This is a genomic window from Shewanella sp. NKUCC06_TVS (assembly GCF_019345515.1).
GTDB lineage: Bacteria > Pseudomonadota > Gammaproteobacteria > Enterobacterales > Shewanellaceae > Shewanella > Shewanella oncorhynchi.
On record NZ_JAHKQX010000014.1, the window covers coordinates 43,770 to 65,549 of the forward strand.

Annotated in this window: 18 protein-coding genes and 4 tRNA genes; 5 read left to right on the plus strand and 17 right to left on the minus strand. The window is 45.7% G+C overall.

What is annotated here, in order from left to right:
* Window positions 1-138: 138 nt before the first annotated feature.
* From hemH to dapA, 10 genes are all read right to left on the minus strand, one after another.
* Window positions 139-1,143: a ferrochelatase gene (gene hemH / locus KO531_RS15625; protein WP_219251637.1), complete on the minus strand. Its 1,005-nt coding sequence runs from the start codon at window positions 1,141-1,143 to the stop codon at window positions 139-141.
* A 112-nt stretch (window positions 1,144-1,255) separates the two neighbouring features.
* Window positions 1,256-1,900 carry an adenylate kinase gene (gene adk / locus KO531_RS15630; protein ID WP_028759655.1) on the minus strand — a complete coding sequence of 215 codons (645 nt, stop codon included), beginning with the start codon at window positions 1,898-1,900 and terminating at the stop codon, window positions 1,256-1,258.
* Between the two features lie 140 nt (window positions 1,901-2,040).
* Complete coding sequence (locus tag KO531_RS15635; protein WP_173497740.1) at window positions 2,041-2,904, minus strand: tetratricopeptide repeat protein; 864 nt, start codon at window positions 2,902-2,904, stop codon at window positions 2,041-2,043.
* A gap of 184 nt (window positions 2,905-3,088) precedes the next feature.
* On the minus strand, window positions 3,089-5,002 hold the full coding sequence (gene htpG / locus KO531_RS15640; protein WP_028759653.1) for a molecular chaperone HtpG: 1,914 nt from the start codon (window positions 5,000-5,002) through the stop codon (window positions 3,089-3,091).
* Between the two features lie 221 nt (window positions 5,003-5,223).
* Window positions 5,224-5,676, minus strand: coding sequence for a hypothetical protein (locus KO531_RS15645; RefSeq protein WP_219251638.1), 453 nt, complete (start codon window positions 5,674-5,676; stop codon window positions 5,224-5,226).
* Between the two features lie 70 nt (window positions 5,677-5,746).
* Window positions 5,747-6,073: a DUF2834 domain-containing protein gene (locus KO531_RS15650; protein ID WP_219251639.1), complete on the minus strand. Its 327-nt coding sequence runs from the start codon at window positions 6,071-6,073 to the stop codon at window positions 5,747-5,749.
* A 90-nt stretch (window positions 6,074-6,163) separates the two neighbouring features.
* Complete coding sequence (locus KO531_RS15655) at window positions 6,164-9,259, minus strand: efflux RND transporter permease subunit (RefSeq protein WP_131523289.1); 3,096 nt, start codon at window positions 9,257-9,259, stop codon at window positions 6,164-6,166.
* Entirely contained in the window at window positions 9,256-10,338 is a 1,083-nt protein-coding gene (locus KO531_RS15660; RefSeq protein WP_198572356.1) for an efflux RND transporter periplasmic adaptor subunit, read from the minus strand. The genes KO531_RS15655 and KO531_RS15660 overlap by 4 nt, the downstream gene beginning before the upstream one ends.
* 368 nt (window positions 10,339-10,706) lie before the next feature.
* Window positions 10,707-11,804, minus strand: a complete 1,098-nt coding sequence (gene bamC, locus KO531_RS15665) for an outer membrane protein assembly factor BamC (RefSeq protein WP_198572357.1) — start codon at window positions 11,802-11,804, stop codon at window positions 10,707-10,709.
* 3 nt (window positions 11,805-11,807) lie between these two features.
* Complete coding sequence (dapA, locus tag KO531_RS15670) at window positions 11,808-12,692, minus strand: 4-hydroxy-tetrahydrodipicolinate synthase (RefSeq protein ID WP_028759649.1); 885 nt, start codon at window positions 12,690-12,692, stop codon at window positions 11,808-11,810.
* Between the two features lie 172 nt (window positions 12,693-12,864).
* On the opposite strand from dapA, the gene KO531_RS15675 reads away from it, so the two are divergent.
* Both KO531_RS15675 and bcp read left to right on the plus strand, forming a co-directional pair.
* Window positions 12,865-13,416 (plus strand): ACT domain-containing protein, encoded by a 552-nt coding sequence (locus tag KO531_RS15675; RefSeq protein WP_028759648.1) that lies wholly within the window; start codon window positions 12,865-12,867, stop codon window positions 13,414-13,416.
* 3 nt (window positions 13,417-13,419) lie between these two features.
* Complete coding sequence (gene bcp, locus KO531_RS15680; protein ID WP_113940881.1) at window positions 13,420-13,887, plus strand: thioredoxin-dependent thiol peroxidase; 468 nt, start codon at window positions 13,420-13,422, stop codon at window positions 13,885-13,887.
* Window positions 13,888-14,131: 244 nt separating this feature from the next.
* Here bcp and KO531_RS15685 read toward each other — a convergent pair whose 3' ends face one another.
* Entirely contained in the window at window positions 14,132-14,749 is a 618-nt protein-coding gene (locus tag KO531_RS15685; protein ID WP_028759646.1) for a LysE/ArgO family amino acid transporter, read from the minus strand.
* A 125-nt stretch (window positions 14,750-14,874) separates the two neighbouring features.
* Here KO531_RS15685 and KO531_RS15690 point away from each other — a divergent pair, with 125 nt between their 5' ends.
* Window positions 14,875-15,810, plus strand: a complete 936-nt coding sequence (locus KO531_RS15690) for a LysR family transcriptional regulator ArgP (RefSeq protein WP_219251640.1) — start codon at window positions 14,875-14,877, stop codon at window positions 15,808-15,810.
* Between the two features lie 109 nt (window positions 15,811-15,919).
* On the opposite strand, the gene htpX is transcribed toward KO531_RS15690, so the two are convergent.
* Entirely contained in the window at window positions 15,920-16,783 is an 864-nt protein-coding gene (gene htpX / locus KO531_RS15695; protein ID WP_006082065.1) for a protease HtpX, read from the minus strand.
* A 434-nt stretch (window positions 16,784-17,217) separates the two neighbouring features.
* Between htpX and pepE the strand changes: the two genes are divergently transcribed.
* Together pepE and KO531_RS15705 are read left to right on the plus strand one after the other, a co-directional pair.
* Window positions 17,218-17,931: a dipeptidase PepE gene (pepE, locus tag KO531_RS15700; protein ID WP_219251641.1), complete on the plus strand. Its 714-nt coding sequence runs from the start codon at window positions 17,218-17,220 to the stop codon at window positions 17,929-17,931.
* 452 nt (window positions 17,932-18,383) lie between these two features.
* Entirely contained in the window at window positions 18,384-19,967 is a 1,584-nt protein-coding gene (locus tag KO531_RS15705) for a glucan biosynthesis protein G (RefSeq protein ID WP_242068355.1), read from the plus strand.
* 465 nt (window positions 19,968-20,432) lie between these two features.
* Here KO531_RS15705 and KO531_RS15710 read toward each other — a convergent pair.
* The 5 genes from KO531_RS15710 to pgsA form a co-directional block, all read right to left on the minus strand.
* Window positions 20,433-20,519 (minus strand) — tRNA-Leu (locus KO531_RS15710).
* A gap of 137 nt (window positions 20,520-20,656) precedes the next feature.
* A tRNA-Leu gene (locus tag KO531_RS15715) sits at window positions 20,657-20,743 on the minus strand.
* 49 nt (window positions 20,744-20,792) lie between these two features.
* Window positions 20,793-20,866 (minus strand) — tRNA-Cys (locus tag KO531_RS15720).
* Between the two features lie 44 nt (window positions 20,867-20,910).
* Window positions 20,911-20,986 (minus strand) — tRNA-Gly (locus KO531_RS15725).
* Between the two features lie 214 nt (window positions 20,987-21,200).
* Entirely contained in the window at window positions 21,201-21,749 is a 549-nt protein-coding gene (pgsA, locus tag KO531_RS15730; protein WP_028759642.1) for a CDP-diacylglycerol--glycerol-3-phosphate 3-phosphatidyltransferase, read from the minus strand.
* Window positions 21,750-21,780: the final 31 nt, after the last annotated feature.

Genomic DNA, 21,780 nt, shown 5'->3' on the forward strand with positions numbered 1-21,780 from the left:
GCTAATTGGCGTCTGCCGAGGCGGTCAAGCCAAGCAGCATCCTAAAAATATTGAGTCTAGGCTAGCGAGACAAAAAAACCACCCCCTTAGCCGGAAGGGCGCAGATTCTATCACAAAATCAGTTCGAAGCCAGTGCTCCTATACCCAAGATACCGCTTGTTCTTGGATTAATTGCCGTAATAATTCAATGTGTAACTCATCGTCGTTCAAACAAGGGATAAACCGATAGTCGCTGCCACCCGCATGTAAAAAGGTTTCCTTAGCGCCAATGGAGATTTCTTCTAAGGTTTCGAGGCAATCGGTCGCAAACGCAGGGCAAATCACATCGACACTTTTGATCCCTTGCGCAGGTAACTCGGCCAGTAATTTATCGGCGTAGGGCGTTAACCATTCTTCGCGGCCAAAGCGCGATTGGAAGCACACTTGCCATTGCGACTCGCTCAGCTCAAGTTTTTGCGCCAACAGTTTAGCCGTGACAAAACACTGCTCGCGGTAAGGATCGCCCTCTTTCACATAACGCAGTGGAATACCGTGAAATGACAAGAGCAACTTGTCGGCCTGCCCATGGGTGTTCCAGTGGCGCGTCACACTGTGTGCCAGCGCAGCAATATAAGCGCTATGGTCAAAATAGTCTTTATTAAAGCGAACCTGCGGCATGTCACGCACAGTTTTAAGATAACGGGCAACGGCATCGAACACACTTGCCACCGTCGAGCAGGAATATTGGGGATACAAAGGCAGCACAATAATGCGCTCTGCCCCTTGGTCTTTCAGGCGTTCAAATCCCGCATCGATGGAGGGATTGCCGTAACTCATACCCAGTTCAACCGGGATGGTCTGGTTAAAGGTTGCACTTAAGTCCACCGCCAGTTTTTGTGCTTGGCGCTCACTTATCACCATCAAGGGCGAACCTTCTGGCGTCCACACGCTTTGGTAAAGTTTCGCGACTTTAGCCGGACGGGTGTTGAGGATAATACCGTTCAGCAGCGGTTGCCAAATCCACGGCGATAAATCGACGACACGCGGATCACTTAAAAACTGCCTTAAAAAGCGTTTAACGGCCTTAGGACTAGGTTGATCAGGCGTGCCGAGGTTAACCAATAACACACCAAAAGCAGGGGAAGGATTCAACGTTAGGCTCATGGTTAATGAAGTTCACTTGGAGGCTAACATTGCGATACCCATAAAAAAAGCCTGCATCGGCAGGCTTTTTCTTAATATGAGAACTTGTTCTCGTAAATTAACCTTTATTCGGTTATTTCAACACCCTAGCTAACTGCTCACTCACGGCCGCAACCGATTGAGTACCGTCAAACTTGTTGTATTGAGTTTGGCCAGCGGCAGCCACTTTACCGTAGTATTCAACCAGCGGCTTAGTTTGCTCGTGATAAATCGCGAGGCGTTTACGCACAGTGCTTTCTTCATCATCTGGACGAATAGCTAAATCTTCGCCCGTCACGTCGTCTTTACCTTCCACCTTAGGTGGATTGAAAACCACATGGTAAACACGGCCAGAACCTGGGTGAACACGGCGACCGCTCATGCGCTTAACGATTTCTTCGTCTGGCACGTCGATTTCAATCACGTGATCAATGCTAATACCGTTTGCCGCCATCGCATCCGCCTGTGGGATGGTACGTGGGAAACCGTCTAACAAGAAACCTTTAACACAGTCTTCCTGTGCGATACGCTCTTTAACCAGACCGATGATCAGATCATCAGAAACCAGTTGACCAGCATCCATCACTTTTTTCGCTTCCAAACCCAGTGGAGTACCCGCTTTTACCGCGGCACGTAACATATCACCAGTGGAAATTTGTGGGATACCATACTGTTCCATAATGAACTGGGCCTGGGTACCTTTACCGGCACCTGGGGCGCCCAATAGGATAATGCGCATCTCAAGAGTCCTCTTTTCGCATTGATATTCTTCTTAGGGCGGCGATCTTCGCACATCTGGCCGCCATTGAGAAGGGTTTTAGCTTCGACTTTAGCCTCAGAAACCGCAAATAAACTGCGGTTACTAAGCGATTTTTTTCATTAATAGAGCAAAGTATAGAGCTTACGGCGGTATTGATTGGCTATGGGATTACCTTGGCCAAGTGCCGTTAATACTTCCATAAATACTTGTTTTACTGTGCCATTTTCAGCACCTAAATCTTTACTTAGCACACCGAATAACAGTTCTAATGATTCATCATCGCGGTGGGCAGCATGCAATGCCTTACTCAGCTCGAGTAATAACACTAAATCTGTTGGATTTTGCTCAAACTTTCGCTGCAAATCGCGAATTTCAGGGGTATCCGCCGCATCTAAGGCAAGTGCGAGCTTAGCTTTTAAACTCTGGTAGTAACCATCTTGGTCAGCAAGCCCTACCTTCTCAAGCATGGCTTGTGCTAACACTAATTCGCCCTGCATCAGATACACATCGGCAAGCACTAGACTCACCTCACCCGCTTGATTTGACCCTGTATGTGCTTCTTTAAGCAACACAGCCGCAGTAGCAAGATCCTCTGCACTGACTTGACTCAAGGCGAGCAATGCTTTGGCCTGTGCTAACTGTAACTGCCACATAGGCGGTAAATATTTATCCAGCATAGCCGTGACTTGCGCCGCATCTTGCAGGCCAGCAAAACCATCTACAGGCTGACCTTTATCCAATACTAACGTGGTCGGTAGACTTTGAATGCGAAAGTAATTGGCAATTTCTAATTCGGCTTCACAGTCAACTTTTGCGAGCACGAATCGACCCGCATTTTGCGCGGCAATTTTCTCTAAGGTGTGCAGCATAGCCACACTTTGTTCCTGCGGCTGTGCCCAAAATGCTAACACCACGATCTGTTGCATCGAGGCGTCAACCACTTGCTGAATATTGTCTTTAGTCAGACTGAGGATATTATCCATAGTATTCCCTTAACATTTAAGGCCTCTATCATGGGAGGCCTTATTCTTTTAAAACTAAGCGTTAGAACCAAGTCTTAAAATCGAGTCTTACCGCTAACGGATTGAGTGACAGGCTAGGCGCAAACCACTCTTCCTGCACTAGAAACAATATCGGGGCCGTTCAAAGAAGGGCCCCGATAGTCATTTACTTCATGTTAGCCAGTAACATTTGGTTCATCAGCTTGATAAAGGCCGATGGGTCCGCAAGGCTACCTTTTTCAGATAATTGCGCCTGTTGCAGCAGCAGATTTGACCAATCCGCGAAGGCGGCTTCATCTTGAAGATCATTTAAGCGCGATACTAATGGGTGCGCTGGGTTGATCTCAAATGTCGGCTTCACTTCTGGCACAGGTTGACCCGCAGCTTGCATCAGCTTGATCATCTGAGTCGACATTTCGCCTTCACCCGCCACCACACAGGCTGGGGTATCGGTTAAGCGTGACGTGACTTTCACATCCGCAACGGTTGAGCCTAATGCCGCTTTAATGCGTTCAACTAAAGCTACCGATTCTTGCTCAAGCTTTTCTTGCGCTTCTTTTTCAGATGCATCTTCCAGCTCGCCAAGTTCTAAATCACCACGGGTCACTGAGTGCAGTTGTTTCTCTTTGTACTCAGTTAAGTGGTTGATTAGCCACTCGTCGATACGCTCTGACATCAGTAAGACTTCAATGCCTTTCTTACGTAACAACTCTAAATGTGGGCTGTTAGCAGCGGCTTCATGGCTGTCGGCAACAATGTAATAAATCTTAGTTTGACCTTCTTTCATGCGGCTGATGTAGTCATCGAGTGACACAGTCGGCGCAGCACTGCCCGTGTGGGTCGAGGCAAAACGCAATAAGCCCGCGATACGTTCACGGTTGGCGAAATCTTCCGCAGGCCCTTCTTTCAGCACTTGACCAAATTCAGCCCAGAACTGTTGATATTTTTCCGCATCGTCTTTCGCCAGTTTTTCCAGCATGCCAAGCACACGTTTGGTGATACCAGTACGCATCGCTTTGGTCACGTGGTTATCTTGCAGAATTTCGCGGGATACGTTCAGCGGCAGATCGTTTGAGTCAATTAAGCCCTGCACGAAGCGCAGATAAGATGGCATAAATTGCTCGGCGTCATCCATGATGAACACACGTTGCACAAACAGTTTTAGGCCGTGTTTACGGTCGCGATTCCACATATCCCAAGGCGCTTTTGCAGGAATATACAATAGGTTAGTGTATTCTTGCTTACCTTCTACCCGATTATGACTCCACAGTAGTGCGTCGGTGTAATCGTGGGAAATGTGTTTGTAAAACTCTTGATACTCTTCATCACTGATGTCAGCTTTATTGCGCATCCACAAAGCCGTGGCTTTGTTCATGACTTTCCATTGACCTTCGGTCGCAGGAATTTTTTCGCCATCAGGACCATCACGCTCTGGCGAGCCTTCTTGCCACATTTCGACTGGCACAGAGATATGATCTGAGTATTTAGTGATGATCGAACGCAGGCGCCAATCATCGGCAAATTCTTTTTCTTCATCACGTAGGTGCAGCGTGATTTCAGTACCACGGCTCGCCTTAGTGATGGTATCAACGGTGAAGTTACCCTCGCCTTCTGATTCCCACAATACGGCTTCATCGGCCTTATGACCGGCAGCGCGAGTGCGAACAGTGACTTTTTTAGCCACGATAAAAGCCGAATAGAAACCGACACCGAACTGACCGATTAACTGTGAATCCTTTGAGGATTCGCCCGATAGATTCTTAAAGAAATCAGCGGTGCCTGATTTTGCGATTGTGCCTAAATGCTCAATCACGCCGTCGCGGGTCATACCCACACCGTTGTCTTCGATGGTCACAGTGCCTTTTTCTTTATCGGCACTGATACGGACTCGCAGTTCACCGTCGCCTTCATAGAGTGCGTCATTGGTCAACGCCAGATAACGCAGCTTGTCCGCCGCATCCGCAGCGTTGGAGACCAGTTCACGCAAGAAAATTTCTTTGTTGGAATACAAAGAATGGATCATCAAATGCAACAGCTGTTTGACTTCTGTTTGAAAACCATGAGTTTCTTGTTGTGACATGAAATTTTCCTTTATTTGTTACGCAATTTGGTAAAAGTAACGCTTAGTGTTTACTAAATGGGGCTCCAAATTTGCTTTTCAAGGGCAAGGGCTAAAACGAGGTTCGAATGGCGAAAAATAGGACAGGCATTGAAAGAATTACGGGTAGTTCTGGCTTATCTAAAACTTTTATTAGCGAGCGCAGCATAAAAATAACACCGCGCCTATTGTGCAGATTTTACTTAAACCACACGTTTTCTCACAAAGTAAGTGTGTTCCGAAGCGTTGCCAAACACACCGACTTCATGAGTGGTAAAGTCAATCACATCAATAAACGCTGCGTTAGTTACGCCCCACTGAACATCAAGATATGGATGAGGAAACGGCGTGCCATTGGGGTTTGCAGAATGAAGATAAACGGCATTGTCACCTGTATTGGGTTTGACGATAGCAAAACATTGAACCTCATTATTTCTATGCTGAGTGAGCCCCTCCGCCAGCTTTAAAAATTGATAGGTTAACGTCAAGGCTCGCGCCCTATTTTCAGGCCTTGCATTACCTTTACCTTCCCAATCGAGGTGAGTATGCCAATAATCAAACCACTCATCGACATCAATATTCGAAAATATCTCAGTCGCCTTATGCTCCATTTTGGTCCAGTAACGTTCAATCCGCTTTTGATGTCGTTTATCCATCTTATCCACAATCGTTAAAGGTATTCATTTATCTACAAAAGATGATTACGCACTCACTTTTGGTATCGAGTTATTTATCATCGTTCTCATTTTGATAGTAACGAACAACAAGATAAAACAAAGGCCCAATTGAGACGAACACTAAGGTCAACCCAATATAGGGCATGACAGAGAGCACAGTCTTTTGCCGAGCTTGGGTATCTTTTACCATCCAAATACAGGCCAAAACCGCCATGATATACAGATCAATCACGACTTGTGCAGTATCTAAACGTGACATCAATTGCATGCCAAATTGCAGCAGTGATTGTTCAGCCTGAGACATGCTGTAAGCCGTGTAGCCCGCAAATAAAACTAATGTCACTAGTGCAACCACAGGGAATAAAATCCGTTTCATACCACCTACCTGATTTAAAATTAAAAATAAGGCGCTTGATGAATACCAAGCGCCTATATGTATGCTTTCAACATCAACCTGCACGAGGCGTTAGTCTTGGGCTAATTCTTTTTCTAACTGTTGGGCGATAGCTTCGGGCGATCCGCTGTTGCGGGCAAAGAGTCCATAAGCGGCGGGGATCACGAAGATAGTGAATAAGGTTGCCAGTAAAATCCCCGACAACACCACTACACCAATCACAAAACGAGTTTCAGCACCCGCGCCTACCGCCAATACCAATGGCACGGCGCCAGCAGCAGTGGTGATCCCTGTCATTAAGATAGGTCGTAACCGCTGCGCTGACGCTTGAATAATGGCCTTATCAAAATCAACGCCTTTATCCCGCAATTGATTAGCAAACTCGACAATCAAGATGCCATTTTTCGCGGCTAACCCGACCAGCATAATAATGCCTATCTGACTGTAAATATTAAGACTCTGCCCCGTAAGCCACAAACCAATTAAGGCTCCGACGGTAGCCAGCGGCACAGTAAGCATGATCACCACAGGGTGGATATAACTCTCAAACTGCGCCGCGAGCACGAGGAATACAATCCCCAGTGCGAGGATGAATACGAAGTACATAGAGCTACCCGACTCTTGATAATCGAGGGATTGGCCCTTGTAGCTAATCACCGCTTCCGCTGGCAAATAGGTACGCGCCAATTGATTCATATAATCAAGGGCTTCACCTAGACTATAACCATCTTCTAAACTGGCTTCTATGGTGATCGCGCGCATACGGTTGTAACGATTCAGCGAACTGGCGTCGGCAAACTCCTCCACAGTCACTAAGTTAGACAGCGGAATAAGCTCCTGACTGCGCTCGGAACGAACATAGATATTTTGCAGATCCGCCGCGGTATTTTGATTATCGCGCTCGCCTTCAACGATCACATCGTATTCTTCACCGTCACGCATAAACGTCGTCACTAAGCGTGAGCCCAACATGGATTCCAACGTACGGCCAATGTTTGAAATCGATACTCCAAGGCTCGCAGCTCTGTCTCTGTCGATGACGACACGAAGTTGAGGCTTAGTCTCTTTATAATCGTGATCTAATCCTAATAATTTGGGATTCTGTGCCGCCTTTTGCATCATGATATCGCGCCAGCGGGCAAGCTCTTCGTAGCTAGGTCCACCAATCACAAATTGCACAGGTTTACCTACGCCGCGACCAAAGGCTTGGCGCATCACAGGGAACGCTTGCACTCCGGCGAGATTGGCAAGACGTTTATTAATGTCGACGATAACTTCCTTTACTGGGCGACGTTTGCCCCAATCTTCCAGTACTATGATTGCCATACCGTTAGAGAAATCCGCCGCGCGGCCAAAGCCACGGGGGGCACGAATGAGCAGACGTTTGATATCACCCGTTTCGACCAATGGCATCAAGCGGTTTTCCACTTCATTCATATAGGATTCTATGTATTCGTAACTCGCGCCCTGTGGCCCGTTGACCATCAAGAATAACGAACCACGGTCTTCCTGTGGCGCAAATTCTTGCGGTACTTTTTGGACTAAATAGACACTAGAGCCTAATGCGACTAACACCAGAATCGACACCAATATCGGGTGAGCCATGGCGGATTTTAAGGACAATTGATACCGGTTTGACACTTTTGTCATTATGCCGTCGACCTTACGCACCAACCAAGAATCCTGCGAGCTCGGCTTAAGCAACTTAGAGCACATCATGGGCGTGAGTGTGAGCGCCACTAGGCTAGAGAACAGCACAGCCGCACTCATGGTCACGGCAAACTCTTTAAAGAGTTTACCTAAGTCACCCTCAAGGAAAGTGATTGGCATAAATACCGCGACCAATACGAGTGTGGTCGCGATAACAGCAAAAGCCACTTCACGCGCACCGAGAAAAGCAGCTTTGAGTGGTGAATCTCCTTCTTCGATACGTCTATGGATGTTTTCCAGCATCACAATCGCATCATCCACCACCATACCGATGGCGAGGATCATTGCCAATAAGGTCAATAGGTTAATGGTATAACCTAGCGCATACAGCACAATAAAGGTGCCGAGCAGAGACACTGGCACAGTGATCGCGGGGATCAACATAGCGCGCACGCTGCCAAGGAACAGATAAATCACGATAATCACTAAAATCATCGCAGTGAACAGGGTTTGATACACTTCTTTAATCGAGGCTTCGATAAACACTGAGCTATCGTAACTGCGTTTAATCGACATCCCCGCTGGCAAAGTCGGGTTGATTTTGTCAACCAGCGCGTTCACTGCGCGCGCCACTTCTAACGTATTGGCGGTCGACTGTTTAGACACGCCTAAACCTATCATTGCCTCTTTGTTGCCACGGAACATAATCCGCTCTTCATCAGAGCCAATTTCCACCCGCGCGACATCGCTCAGTTTGACTAAATAACCGTCTTCCCCTTGGGTGATCACTAAGTTTGCGAAATCTTCGGCAGTGCGATAACCCCGCTCCAGTCGCACTGTAAAGTGCCGCTCCTTCGACTCTATCGAACCTGCAGGTAACTCGACGTTCTCAGCTCTGAGCGCGGCCTCAACATCGGCAACCGTTAAACTGCGAGAGGCCAAGGCTTGTCTGTCAAGCCAAACGCGCATGGCGTAAACCTTACCGCCACCAATACGCATCCGCGCCACACCATCGACCACCGAAAAGCGGTCCGACAAATAACGGTTGGTGTAATCGGTCAATTCTAGGGTCGTCATTTGATCTGACACGAGATTGAGCCACATGATCACTTCATCACTGCCATTGGCCTTTTGTACTTCTGGGGGATCTGCTTCATCGGGTAAATTGTCGAGTAAACCTGAGATCCTGTCGCGCACATCGTTAGCTGCATCTTCAATATTACGACTAATATCAAACTCTAAGGTAACCGATGAGCGGCCATCACTGCTCGATGAACTCACGTGACGAATGCCTTCGACGCCACTGATCCTGTCTTCAATCAATTGGGTAATGCGGCTTTCCACCACGGCAGCACTGGCACCGCGGTAATTCGTGTCGATAGATACCACTGGCGGATCTATGTTTGGGTATTCGCGCAGGGGCAATTTATCAAAGGAGACAAGCCCGAAAGCGACCAGCAGCAAGCTGATCACTGAGGCAAATACGGGACGTTTGACCGAGAGATCAGTAAGGATCATACACTTGGCTCCGCGTTCGTATCGGCAAGATAACTAAACTTTTCCGCGAACTCAGTTTGCACTTTATCCCCAGGATGAACTTTCAGTAAGCCGCGGATCACCACGTTTTCGCCCAAGGCTAAACCGTCTAAGATCTCCACCCAGCCACGGGTGCGAATACCAATAGTGACTTGTTTACGTTCAATCACCTTGTCAGCATTGACGCTGTAAACATAATGGCTGTTTTGGATCGGGATAATGGCAGATTCAGGTAACATCAAGGCCTCGCGGCTACGCTTGATGAGTTTAACCTTCATCAACATGCCCGGTAATAAACGCAGCTCAGGATTTGGGATTTCGGCGCGAACGATCACTGTGCGCGTGGTTGGATTCACGCGGCTATCAATCGATGTCACCACACCTTTGAAAGTCACATCAGGGAAAGCGACCGCTTTGGCTTCCACCTTTTTACCTGGCTCTAAATCTTGAATAAAGCGCTCTGGCACTGAAAAATCGAGCTTAATGGTAGAAATATCATCCAATGTCGTAATCACAGTGCCGGGCGACACTAAGCTGCCCACACTGATTTGACGTAAACCTAAACGGCCATTAAAAGGCGCCAGAATACTGCGATCATTGAGTGATGATTGTGCCTGTTCGAGCTCGGCACGGGTGGTATCAATAAGGGTTTGTAATCTATCGCGTTCTAACTCGGCCACAGTGCGGCTAGTCACCAACGAACTGATCCGAGCTAATTCACGTTGATTATCACTGACTTTGACTTGCGCGGCTTTAACCTTAGCGATCTGCTCAGCATTTTGCAGTTGGACTAATAACTCACCCTTTTTAACGATATCGCCGTCGTCAAATTTAAGCGCTATCACCATGTCGGTGACTTTAGGCGTTATCGTTACAGATTCTGCGGCTTTATTGCTACCAATAGCTTCAACTTCATCGCGAATGGGCGCCATAGCGGCAGTGGCAATCACCACATTAGGTATGAGTTTAATCTGGGCTGCAGCAATCTCTTGCGGTTGCATGGCTTGGTATCCAAACCATGCCGCGGCCAATATGGCGATTATTAGAATAATTTTTTTCATCGGGCTTCCAAGGAATGACTCGCATTAATGACGGCTAGTTTACTCACTCACATCATCGCATCAATACGTTTTACTTTTTCTTACAAATTACGCTGATAGCGCAAAATATGTATGATTAAGTGTCTTTGGCAATATCAATGGTTGAGTTGCCAGAATGCAGTACGATAACAAGGTTGTTAAGTGATTAATTTTACTTATTTCCACTAAATCAACATTTATCACTAAAACCATTTGAAAAAAATTGGTATATAGATAATTAAATCCTGAAACACAGATCGTCTAGATAATCGACAACCCCCTGCTTAAAACTCAAATCGCAGCCAATAAAAAAGGGCGATAATTCGCCCTTTTCTAGCCAACTGCTGAAATTAACGTATTTGACGTTCTTCTTTCATCAGGTTTGACAGTGACTGGTACACATTGCTAACCACTTCATCGCTTAATGGCTGATCTTCGTTATCGCGAAGGAAGATTTTCGTTTCTTCTGGAGTATCACCATCTTCAAGCAGTAAACGGTAGCTACCTTCTTTCAGTGCTAACTTATCTTCGCCCCACAATGAACTCCAGAAACCAGAGTTATCGTCAAACTTGATAAAGTACAATCCTTTAGCACTATCCATATCGGCAATTTCAAAGCCCATTTCTGGTAGCACTATGCGTAGACGATCCCACACTTGCTTGTAAGAGGCTTTAGCAGACCAGTAAGCTTTACCTTCTTCAGGCGTCACGAGATCAACATTAATACCTAAGGTTTGCTTCAAACGATTCGATTGGATCGCTTGGTCGCGCTTAACGCTGATATACGCAATGGCGCTGTTCAGCATATCAATAGTGTATCTTTGCTTATCTTCACCGCTTAATAAAACTTGTTGCGCTTTATCGTCGTAGAACTCTTCGTGTTCAACTAAGTGAATAACGATATTGGCAGTACGACCATGTGGGCGCGTTTCCACATCAAAACGATAGCGTTGGCGCAACAGATAAACTTTATCCGCACCCCACATGCTCGATTCAATCACTTCACGGCTTTCAATCCAATCGGTTTCTACGTTGCCTTTGTCAAAATCACGGCTACGAACAGCAATACCTTTTTGAGCAAAGAAACCATCTAAGTTTGTGAAGATTTCTTGTTTCAAATCCACAGCATTGTCGATGGATTCAACCACGATTTTAATGTTGTCACTGCCCTCTTCCACATGAGTACCTTCCGCCATTGGCAGTACTTGCAGTGGCGGACGGATATCTAAGTTTTTGCCATACAGCGAAGCATTCACTTTAGAACCCAGTGCTGGTACATCGAATTCTTTATTGTAGGGTGGCGTTTTTAATCCCGCGGGGATCTTAAGCAAAGGTGCTTGCTCGGCCTGAACATAGTCGTCGTTACCGTTCGCTTGGCGGCGATCAAGTGGCGAACTACAGGCTGCAACAGCAGCAACTAAGATCAGTGGAGTGACTTTCTTTAACATTAATTATTTAACCTCTATCTGGGCACGAGTCATTGCTTCTATCAACAGACCATGACATTGCTCAGAAAGTTCAGTCAAAGGTAAACGAATATGGCCACATTCAATCAAACCCATACGATGGGCAGCCCATTTTACTGGGATAGGGTTGGCTTCACAAAACAGTGTGCTATACAAACCGCGCAGCGGGGTATCTATGCTCTGAGCCAACTCGGCATTGCCAGCGAGCGCCGCATCACACATAGCTTTAAAAGCCTTTGGTACTATGTTGTTAGCCACAGAAATTACGCCATTTCCACCTAAGAGTAAAAACTCTCTGGCAGTGGCATCATCACCGCTATACAAGAGGAAATCGTCGCCGCACAGTTCGCGCAGACGTTTTACACGGGATAAGTCACCGGTCGCCTCTTTTACACCAATAATGTTGCTCACGCTAACAAGCTCGGCAACAGTTTCTGGCAGCATATCAACGGCAGTACGGCCTGGAACATTATAAAGAATTTGTGGAATATCTGTGCTAGCGGCCACGGCTTTATAATGCGCAATCAATCCCTTAGGCGTTGGCTTATTATAATATGGCGTTACACCAAGCATAGCGGCAACACCCACCTTAGATAAGGACTTGGTGAGCTCAACGGCTTCAGATGTGGCATTGGCGCCATTGCCACCAATGACAGGAACACGTCCCGCAGCAAATTTAACGGTTTGTGAAACGACCGCTACATGCTCAGGCATAGGCAGAGTCGCTGACTCGCCAGTAGTACCAACGGCCACAATGGCATCTGTGCCTTGGTCAATATGGAATTCGACTAACCTTTCAAGACTTGCAAAATCTACTGAGCCATCACTGTTCATTGGCGTGATTAAGGCTACGATGCTTCCGTTTATCATCTGACTTTCCCCAAGATTTCAGGATTCGCTATGGTACTGATGCCAACCACTAATGACAAGCATTAACGGGGCTCTCAAATTGAATTAGTTATGGTAGCATTACATCCCGCACAAAAACTCAGCTTTAACCCTGAGTTTTCGCTCTATGATATCGAAAAAGTGAGGAAAATTCATGACCAATTTCCTGGTCGTAACAGCGATGGGTCTCGACCGTCCTGGACTTGTAAGTAAACTAGCTCGACTTGCCAGTGACTGTGACTGCGATATCGTCGACAGCCGTATGGCATTATTTGGTAACGAATTTACCCTGATTATGATGTTGTCTGGCTCGTGGGCATCAATAACGAAAATTGAAAGTATGTTCCCCAGTCTCAGCGTTGAGTTAGAACTGCTGACGGTGATGAAACGCACCTCTAAACACACACCACAAAACTACCTTTCTCGCCTCGAAGTACGCTTTACGGGTAAAGACCAACGCGGCACCATTAAACGTATTACCCAGTTCCTTGCTGACAGGTCATTAGATCTTGCCGCAGTACGTTCATTTTCTGAGGAACTCCCCGGTGGTGAACAAACGCAAAATGTGTCGCTAACCATTAATATTCCTGAAAAAGTTGAACTAGAAAAGCTCGAACAGAGTATCTATCAGCTCGCCCAAGATATGACCTTAGATTGTACTATTCGTCGTATGGAAGGCACTGCCATCTTAGAGGACAGAGGATAATAGATGAATACCTTAACGGCTGGGGCAAAAGCGCCTCACTTTACACTGCAAGATCAACATGGCAACTCAGTATCGCTGGCTGACAGCCTTAAGCAAGGCCCTGTTTTAGTGTATTTTTACCCGAAAGCATCAACGCCGGGTTGCACAGTTCAAGCCTGCGGTCTACGTGACAGTAAAGCCGAGCTCGATAGTCATAATGTCACTGTATTTGGCATTAGCCCAGATCCTGTGGCTAAACTGGCTAAATTTGCAGAGAAACAAGCACTCAACTTCACTTTGCTGAGCGATGAAGACCACAGTGTCGCCGACGCTTTTGGGGTCTGGGGTGAAAAGAAATTCATGGGAAAAACCTATGATGGCATCCACAGATTAAGCTTCCTTATCAATACCGACGGCACCATCGCCCACGTATTCGATAAGTTTAAAACCAAAGATCACCATGAAGTCGTACTCGCGCAAATCGCGGGTTAATGACTAATATGACGACGAATACAAGGCTTCAAGCTGCTGCTTTAATCGGCACAAAAGTGTAAACGTTGTCAGTTGATCTTGGTAGCCTGAATAAATAATCGGCAATCGATAACGAAAAGGTCCTGAAATCAGGACCTTTTTCATGAAAAATTTTCACTTTCATATCACAAGATACGTTCTAACCGAGCAAAAAAACCGCAAAAGTATTCAGCTATGCCCGTATTCTATGGCATCCCAACACCGGTTATCCTGCCACATAGGGCCAAATAATCGCAGCGGCAATGCTCCACATGGTTAACCAAATAAAACGGTCAAGGTAACGCCATGCAGCTGGGCGAGTAAAAATGGGCGCTAACAAACGCGCACCAAAACTTAAGCCAAAAAACCAAATAAATGATGCCAGTACGGCACCCGCGCCAAACCAAGGCCGATCGAAATCATCAAATTGAGTGCTAATGCTGCCGAGTAACACCACAGTATCAAGATACAAATGCGGATTAAGTAAACTGATCCCAAGCGTCGTCAGTACGGCTTTCTTAAATGTGTCCGCATTATCGGCTTGATCCATCTCAATACCCTTAGCCACAAACGACGCCTTTAGTGCATTCGCACCATACCAGAGTAGAAACGCGGCGCCACCGAAACTCGCCACATGCTTAATAGTGGGAAACGACTCAATAATATGTCCTAGCCCCGCTACACCCGCAGTGATCATCAGCGCATCAATGATTGAGCAGAGCAAGGCAATCGGTAACGGGTATGAGCGCTTGATGCCTTGCTTGAGCACAAAGGCATTTTGTGCGCCCACAGCAATAATCAAACTCCCACCAATCCCCATACCCTGTATAAATGCCGCTTGCATAACCACCTCTCATGTTCAAAGAAGGCGCTAGCATAGTCAAAACAACAAAATTAATATAACTAATGTTTTTTATGTATCATAAGTAAAATTAATAACCGTCCAAACACACTCATTTGAGGATGACTATGCTGGAATACGCGAATCTCAAAGCGCTCGCCGTTGTGGTCTCGGAAGGCGGCTTCGACCGCGCCGCCAAAGTGCTGCACATCACCCAGTCGGCGGTATCACAGCGCATTCGACAACTTGAAGAAAAAGTCGGTCAGTCACTGCTTATTCGCTCCAATCCTGTGGTCGCAACGCCCACAGGTAAGCGCCTGTTGCGCCACTATTCACAGGTACAATTACTAGAGAGTGAATTAAGAGCCGAGATGGACGCCGACGATCCCAACCATCCAACCACAGTGCGCATCGCTGTGAATGCCGACAGTTTGGCCACGTGGTTTTTACCTGCGCTAGCAGGCATGTTCAGTCGCCACGCTTGGTTATTGGAATTAATTGTCGATGATGAGTCCTACACCCATCATCTATTGAAAAATGGTGAAGCGGTCGGATGTGTCACCACAACCGAAGTGCCGATGGCGGGTTGCAGCAGTGAATTTTTAGGCACCATGGAATATTTGTGTGTGGCCACGCCCGAATTTGCCGCACGCTATTTTAGCGATCTGAGCGATACTCCATCATTTAGTGACACCTCGTCATTCAACGCCATCAACCAAGTTCAGTTAGCAAAGGCGCCAGCAGTAGTGTTCTCCACCAAAGATAAGTTGCATGAGAAGTTTCTCGCCCAGTATTTCAATATGACCCTAGGGCAATGGTGGCAACATACTATCCCCTCTTCCGAGAGCTTTTTAGAAGCGATTAACTTGAGTTTAGGTTATGGGCTCGTTGGGCATTTACAAGCTAAACCATTAATCGATAAAGGGATACTGATTGAGATCACCCCAGAACGGCGCATGCGCGTGCCGCTGTTTTGGCAGCATTGGAATATCAAAGCAAAACAAACGACACTGGTTTACCGTGCCCTTGCGGCAACCGCGCAGCATAATTTGCTGCAGGCATAAAAAATCGGGCTCAAACCAAAGTTTGAGCCCGATGTTAAAAGTCTTAAATCTAATATCAAGTGAGTCTTAAGCACTCAGATTTGACATTTAAGAGTTAACTCACTCTTTATTAGCTTGCTCTTAACGCTGCAATACGTTTCTCTAATGGAGGATGACTCATCATCATCTCCGCCATTGAACGTTTGCCGTTAATACCAAAGGCAGACATTTGTGCAGGCATTGCCGTGCTTTCAGGGCCTTGGCGTAAACGCTCAAGCGCAGCAATCATCTTGCCTTTACCCGCTAAACGAGCCGCGCCCTCATCGGCTTTGTACTCACGAATACGTGAGAAGTAAGCGACGATAATTGAAGCCAAGATACCGAATAGCATATCTAGTACGAAAACAACGGCCATGTACGCGAACATACCTAAACCTTCGCCTTCTTCATCATTACTCGACACGAAGTTGTTGATAATACCAGCAACCACACGGGCCGCGAAGATCACGAACGTGTTAACCACACCTTGGATCAGTGTCAAGGTCACCATGTCACCGTTAGCAACGTGGCTCACTTCGTGGGCTAATACGCCTTCAATTTCATCTTGGCTCATGCCATATAACAGACCCGTACTCACAGCCACTAATGAATTATCTTTACTTGGACCAGTAGCGAACGCATTCATGTCAGGTGATTGATAAATAGCCACTTCTGGCATTTTAATCCCCGCTTGCTTAGCTTGACGGGCAACCGTCTCCACTAACCAACGTTCGGTACTGTCACGTGGGGTGGTGATGACTTCACAACCCATGGTCTTTTTCGCCATCCATTTTGAAATGGCTAAGCTGATAAAGGCCCCACCGAATCCAAAAATGGCAGCGAACACCAGCAGTCCACCCATAGTAGACGTGTTCACGCCTAGAATAGACATCACAATTGAGGCTACTAGCAACACAGCTAGGTTAGTCGCAATCAATAGAAATATACGCTTCATTTCAGCTCCTTTAGGGCAAGAATAGGCCATTTAACTTTGTTCAAAGACATAATATGTCCAAATCATCGAAATTCAAGTGGTAAAAGAAAAGAGTTTTTAAAATAGGTATCTTTCTCGTATATAGACACTGCCTTTCATGGCCGAGAGTCTAGGGACAGTATATTAATCGAAACTTAAACTTATGCCCAAGCAACCTCAAGATACGAGTTTCATCGCGTTCTGAGAGCTTTAATTCAAGGCGCATCAATCACTGACTTTTGCATTGATGCAATACAGAAGTAGAATGCCCTGAACGCTCTATCTTGGTGGGGATCACTATCTTGAAAAACACCGCTGCTAGCCGTGCTAGAGCGCAATTCTGCTTTAACTCTCTATGTTTATCGGAATTAATCTTTGTTAACATACCAATACACTCCGAGATTTCAGGATACAAAATGACAATCAACGCCCTACTACTGAGCAGCTCTCGTGTCGGTGATACGCCTTATCTTGCCCACGCGCTCCCTTTTATTAAACCGCTCACCGCCAACGCACAAAAATGGATTTTTATTCCCTATGCAGGGGTTAGCATGAGTTATGACACTTATTTAGCGTCTGTCGTGACTGGGCTAGCTGAGCTTGAACTCGATATCAGTGGTATTCATCAGCATCCAGACCCTAAACAAGCAATAAAAGATGCCGATGGAATTTTAATCGGTGGGGGTAACACCTTTCACCTGTTACACCAACTATATCATTATGATCTGGTCACGCTTATTCGTGAGCAAGTCGCCCTTGGTAAGCCTTATATCGGCTGGAGCGCGGGTTCAAACGTATCGGGACTGAGTATTCGCACCACTAATGATATGCCGATCATCGAACCGCCGTCGTTCAACGCATTAAACTTAGTGCCGTTCCAGCTCAATCCACACTATTCCAATTACCAAGCACCGGGCCACAATGGTGAAACCCGTGCCCAGCGACTATTAGAATTCACTAAAGTCGACCCATTAACCCCAGTGATAGGCATAGTTGAAGGCTCAGCTTTGTGGCGACAAGGAGACACACTATCACTCTTAGGTGACAAACCTGCGTATTTATTCTGTGGTGAGCAGCAAGAGATCCTAATTCCTGTGGGCAGTGACCTATCGCACTTACTCAAGTCATAATATCCACGTTAGCATATCTAAATGGGCTCACAGTTAATACCGTGAGCCTGAATCACTCATTAGCAATAATTAAGATTAACTATTTGATATTGTAAGCTTTTAATTAACACTATCGATTCAACTGCACCAATTTTGTGTAAAAACGCCACTGAATTCAATGAGAACAGTGTTAGCTCAGCCAAGACAGTTTTTACTGCAGTACCAATTGCTATTACTTATCGTAAAATCACACCGCAAAGTATTGAGAACGGCACCTAAAATAGCGCCAAGCATAATTTATGTTACAAATCTCTAGCTACGCAGGTAAAATTATCCCTTACCTCAGCTACTCGAATCCCACGACTGAGGATTTTATAGCAGACAAGTTATTAATATTTAGGGATTAGATAGACTGAAGCATACATTGTGCCTATGAATCAGCGTCATTTTAGTAAGGAGTTTCCATTTTGCGAATGAATCTTATGATGAATTACCCTACCGGTTATCCGGCATTACTCAAAAAACTACCTTTTGTCATCTTGACCGCCATCGTCTATGTCGTCGGCATAAACAACGTCAATGCCGCAGCGGCAGAGACAACACCAACGCCTGCACCAGAGAAGAAATCTAAAAAATTCTCCCAAGACACAGTCATTGAACTCGCTCAACAACTGTCGCAAAAACCATTTAAAGAAGCGAAAAAAGCACCTAAAGAACTGGTTGATCTCGATTTCGCGACCTATGGCAAAATCAATTACCAAGAAAATGCCGCGATTTGGGGCGGAACACCGACCAAATTTTCGGTACAACTTTTTGCTCCAGGCTTTCTCTATAAAAACCTTGTCGATATCGACGTGGTTGAAAACAGCAAAGCTATTCCAATTGAGCTAACAGAAGCTTCATTCGATGTCCCTAACGACACCATTGAAAAACTCATCACTCAAGTGGGCCAATATGCGGGTGTGCGTTTACATTACCCTATCAATGATGATGAAATAAAAGATGAATTCATCATGTTTCAAGGTGCGAGCTATTTTCGCGTGCTCTCTAAAGGGCAAACCTATGGCTTGTCTAATCGTGGTTTAGCGATTGATGTCGCTCAGCCAAAAGGTGAAGAATATCCCCTGTTTAAGCGTTTCTGGGTCGAGCGTCCATCTAAATATCAGACGGCAATTGTGGTTCATGCTCTGCTAGATAGCCAAAGTGTCACTGGCGCCTATCGTTTTGGTATTTATCCCGGTTCACCATCACGTGTCGAAGTGGATGTAACCTTATTCCCACGCAAAGATATCCAGCATGTGGGTCTTGCACCGCTGACCTCTATGTTCCTCTTTGGCGGACTCGATAACTCAGATAAACCCGATTACCGCCCACAAGTACATAACTCCGACGGCCTACAAATCGATCGTGGTAATGGCGAGCGCCTATGGCGTCCATTAAATAATCCTAACAAACTGCAGATCAGTGCTTTTGGCGATGAAGATATAAAGGGATTTGGTCTTATACAGCGCCATCGTAAATTTGAAGACTATCAAGATCTGAGTGCAAACTATCAACTTCGACCTTCAGCATGGATTGAACCCCTCAATGATTGGGGCAAAGGCCAACTGGTGTTGCTTGAAATTCCCTCTAATGCTGAAACCAACGACAACATAGTTGCCTATTGGGAGCCGCAAGGCGGACTAAAAAAGGATCAGCCCTATAAATACTCCTATCGCATAACAGCCTCAAACGACAGCCCTTCTACGGCGTCAAAAGCACGTGTTGTCCGCAGTACTAAGGGGCAAGTCTTAGCAAAAGGCAAAGAATTACTTATCGATTTCAGTAACATCAAGCCGCAAGATATTGATAAAATTATCATCGATGCCAGCATCAGCAAAGGTAAAATCCTCTCGTCTCGGATTGTCGCCCACCCGGACATCAATGGCGCTCGAGTATTTATCAGCTTCGAACCAGAAAGTACCAATGTAGCCGAACTGAGAATACAGCTTAAGAAAGACGATAAACCACTTGCTGCGACTTGGCTGTACCGCTGGAATAGCGATGATTGGCAATAAACTGATATTCACTAGTATCATTGTCTAACAAACATAAACTGACCGTGTAAGTGAATAAAAGCGCCAGTTTTTACTGGCGCTTTTTTATACCTAGGATTTTATTTATAGGCTTACTATTTATAGGTTTTATCTCTAGCATAAATAGAACAAGCCAAGGCTAAAAACTCACGACCTGCTTTTCAGCAAACATAATCCCATACCTTATTGCTCGACTTCTCTGCCAGCATAACTACAGGCTTAATTCAAAATGACACTATCACTTAAAACGTAGCACTATTGTGTGATTTTAGGGTTATTAGCCTCTCCTGATGTGCGTCGCCGCAAGGACCTCTGCGAACTAAAGTAAGCAGTACGTTAAGTGTGTCAGTCAAATTTGACCTTAAACCCCTCACGAAGAATGCCGACTAAAAGTAGAAATCTAAATGCAAAAAAGCCTCGATATAAATATCGAGGCTTTTTCTTTTTTGGTACCCGAGGCCAGACTTGAACTGGCACGCTGTTACCAGCGAGGGATTTTAAATCCCTTGTGTCTACCGATTCCACCACTCGGGCAAACGCTGAATATTAATGACGGGAATCATGTCAAAAATATTATTAACTCTAAATCATTAACGCTTAACACTAATAAATCTATTTAATAAAGCCTATTGAAGATTCGGACTTTATTTTTACCATCACTATCAAAATAATGGTACCCGAGGCCAGACTTGAACTGGCACGCTGTTACCAGCGAGGGATTTTAAATCCCTTGTGTCTACCGATTCCACCACTCGGGCAAACTCTTGATATTAACGACGGGAATCGTGTCATTAATACTTTAATCTATGGAGGCGCGACCCGGAGTCGAACCGAGATCGACGGATTTGCAATCCGCAGCATAGCCATTCTGCCATCGCGCCATAGTTGCTAACTCATGTTGAGTAGAATTAGACTTTAAAAATATTGGAGCGACATATCGGGTTCGAACCGATGACCTATACCTTGGCAAGGTATCGCTCTACCAACTGAGCTAATGTCGCATCTTGTTTTACTATTCACTCAGATAAACAAAGCATTTCACTTTATTACCTAGCTAATATCAAACATCAATATTAGGCAACGTTAAGACTTTGTTTGCACATTGCCTCTTGTCTACGGGGTGGCATTCTACCGATTTACCACCCAGTGTCAACCGCTGTTTTACCGATAACTTACTGCTTGCACACTAAATAATCTCTTTGATTTTTTATTGCACTATTCAGCGGTAAGATCTTTCCAAGCGGCTAAAATGTAACTCATCATTGACCAAAACGTTAATACAGCGGCGATATATAACAGTACAAATGCGGCATTAGTCATTAAAGGATTGTATTGCCAAATCAGCCCAATAATTGCCACCATTTGCGCAGCCGTCTTATATTTACCAATCCAAGACACGGCGACAGTACCACGTTTACCAATTTCAGCCATCCATTCCCTCAACGCTGAAATGACAATCTCGCGACCTATCATAAACAGGGCGGGCAACGTCAGCCAGATATTCGCGTATTGATCGACCAACAAAACTAAAGCTGTAATCACCATCAACTTATCAGCGACTGGGTCAAGAAAAGCGCCAAAACGAGTTAATTGTTTCAATTTACGGGCAGCATAACCATCTAATGCATCCGTTAACGCCGCAAGCCAAAAGGTAAATGCGGCAACAAAAGGGGTCCAGTCATAGGGTAAATAAAACAGCACCACAAAAATGGGCAGTAAAAAAAGCCTGAAAAGAGTTAATGCTATAGGTAAGTTAAACGGCATGATCAAACCAGTTAGTCAAAAGCAGCGCCAA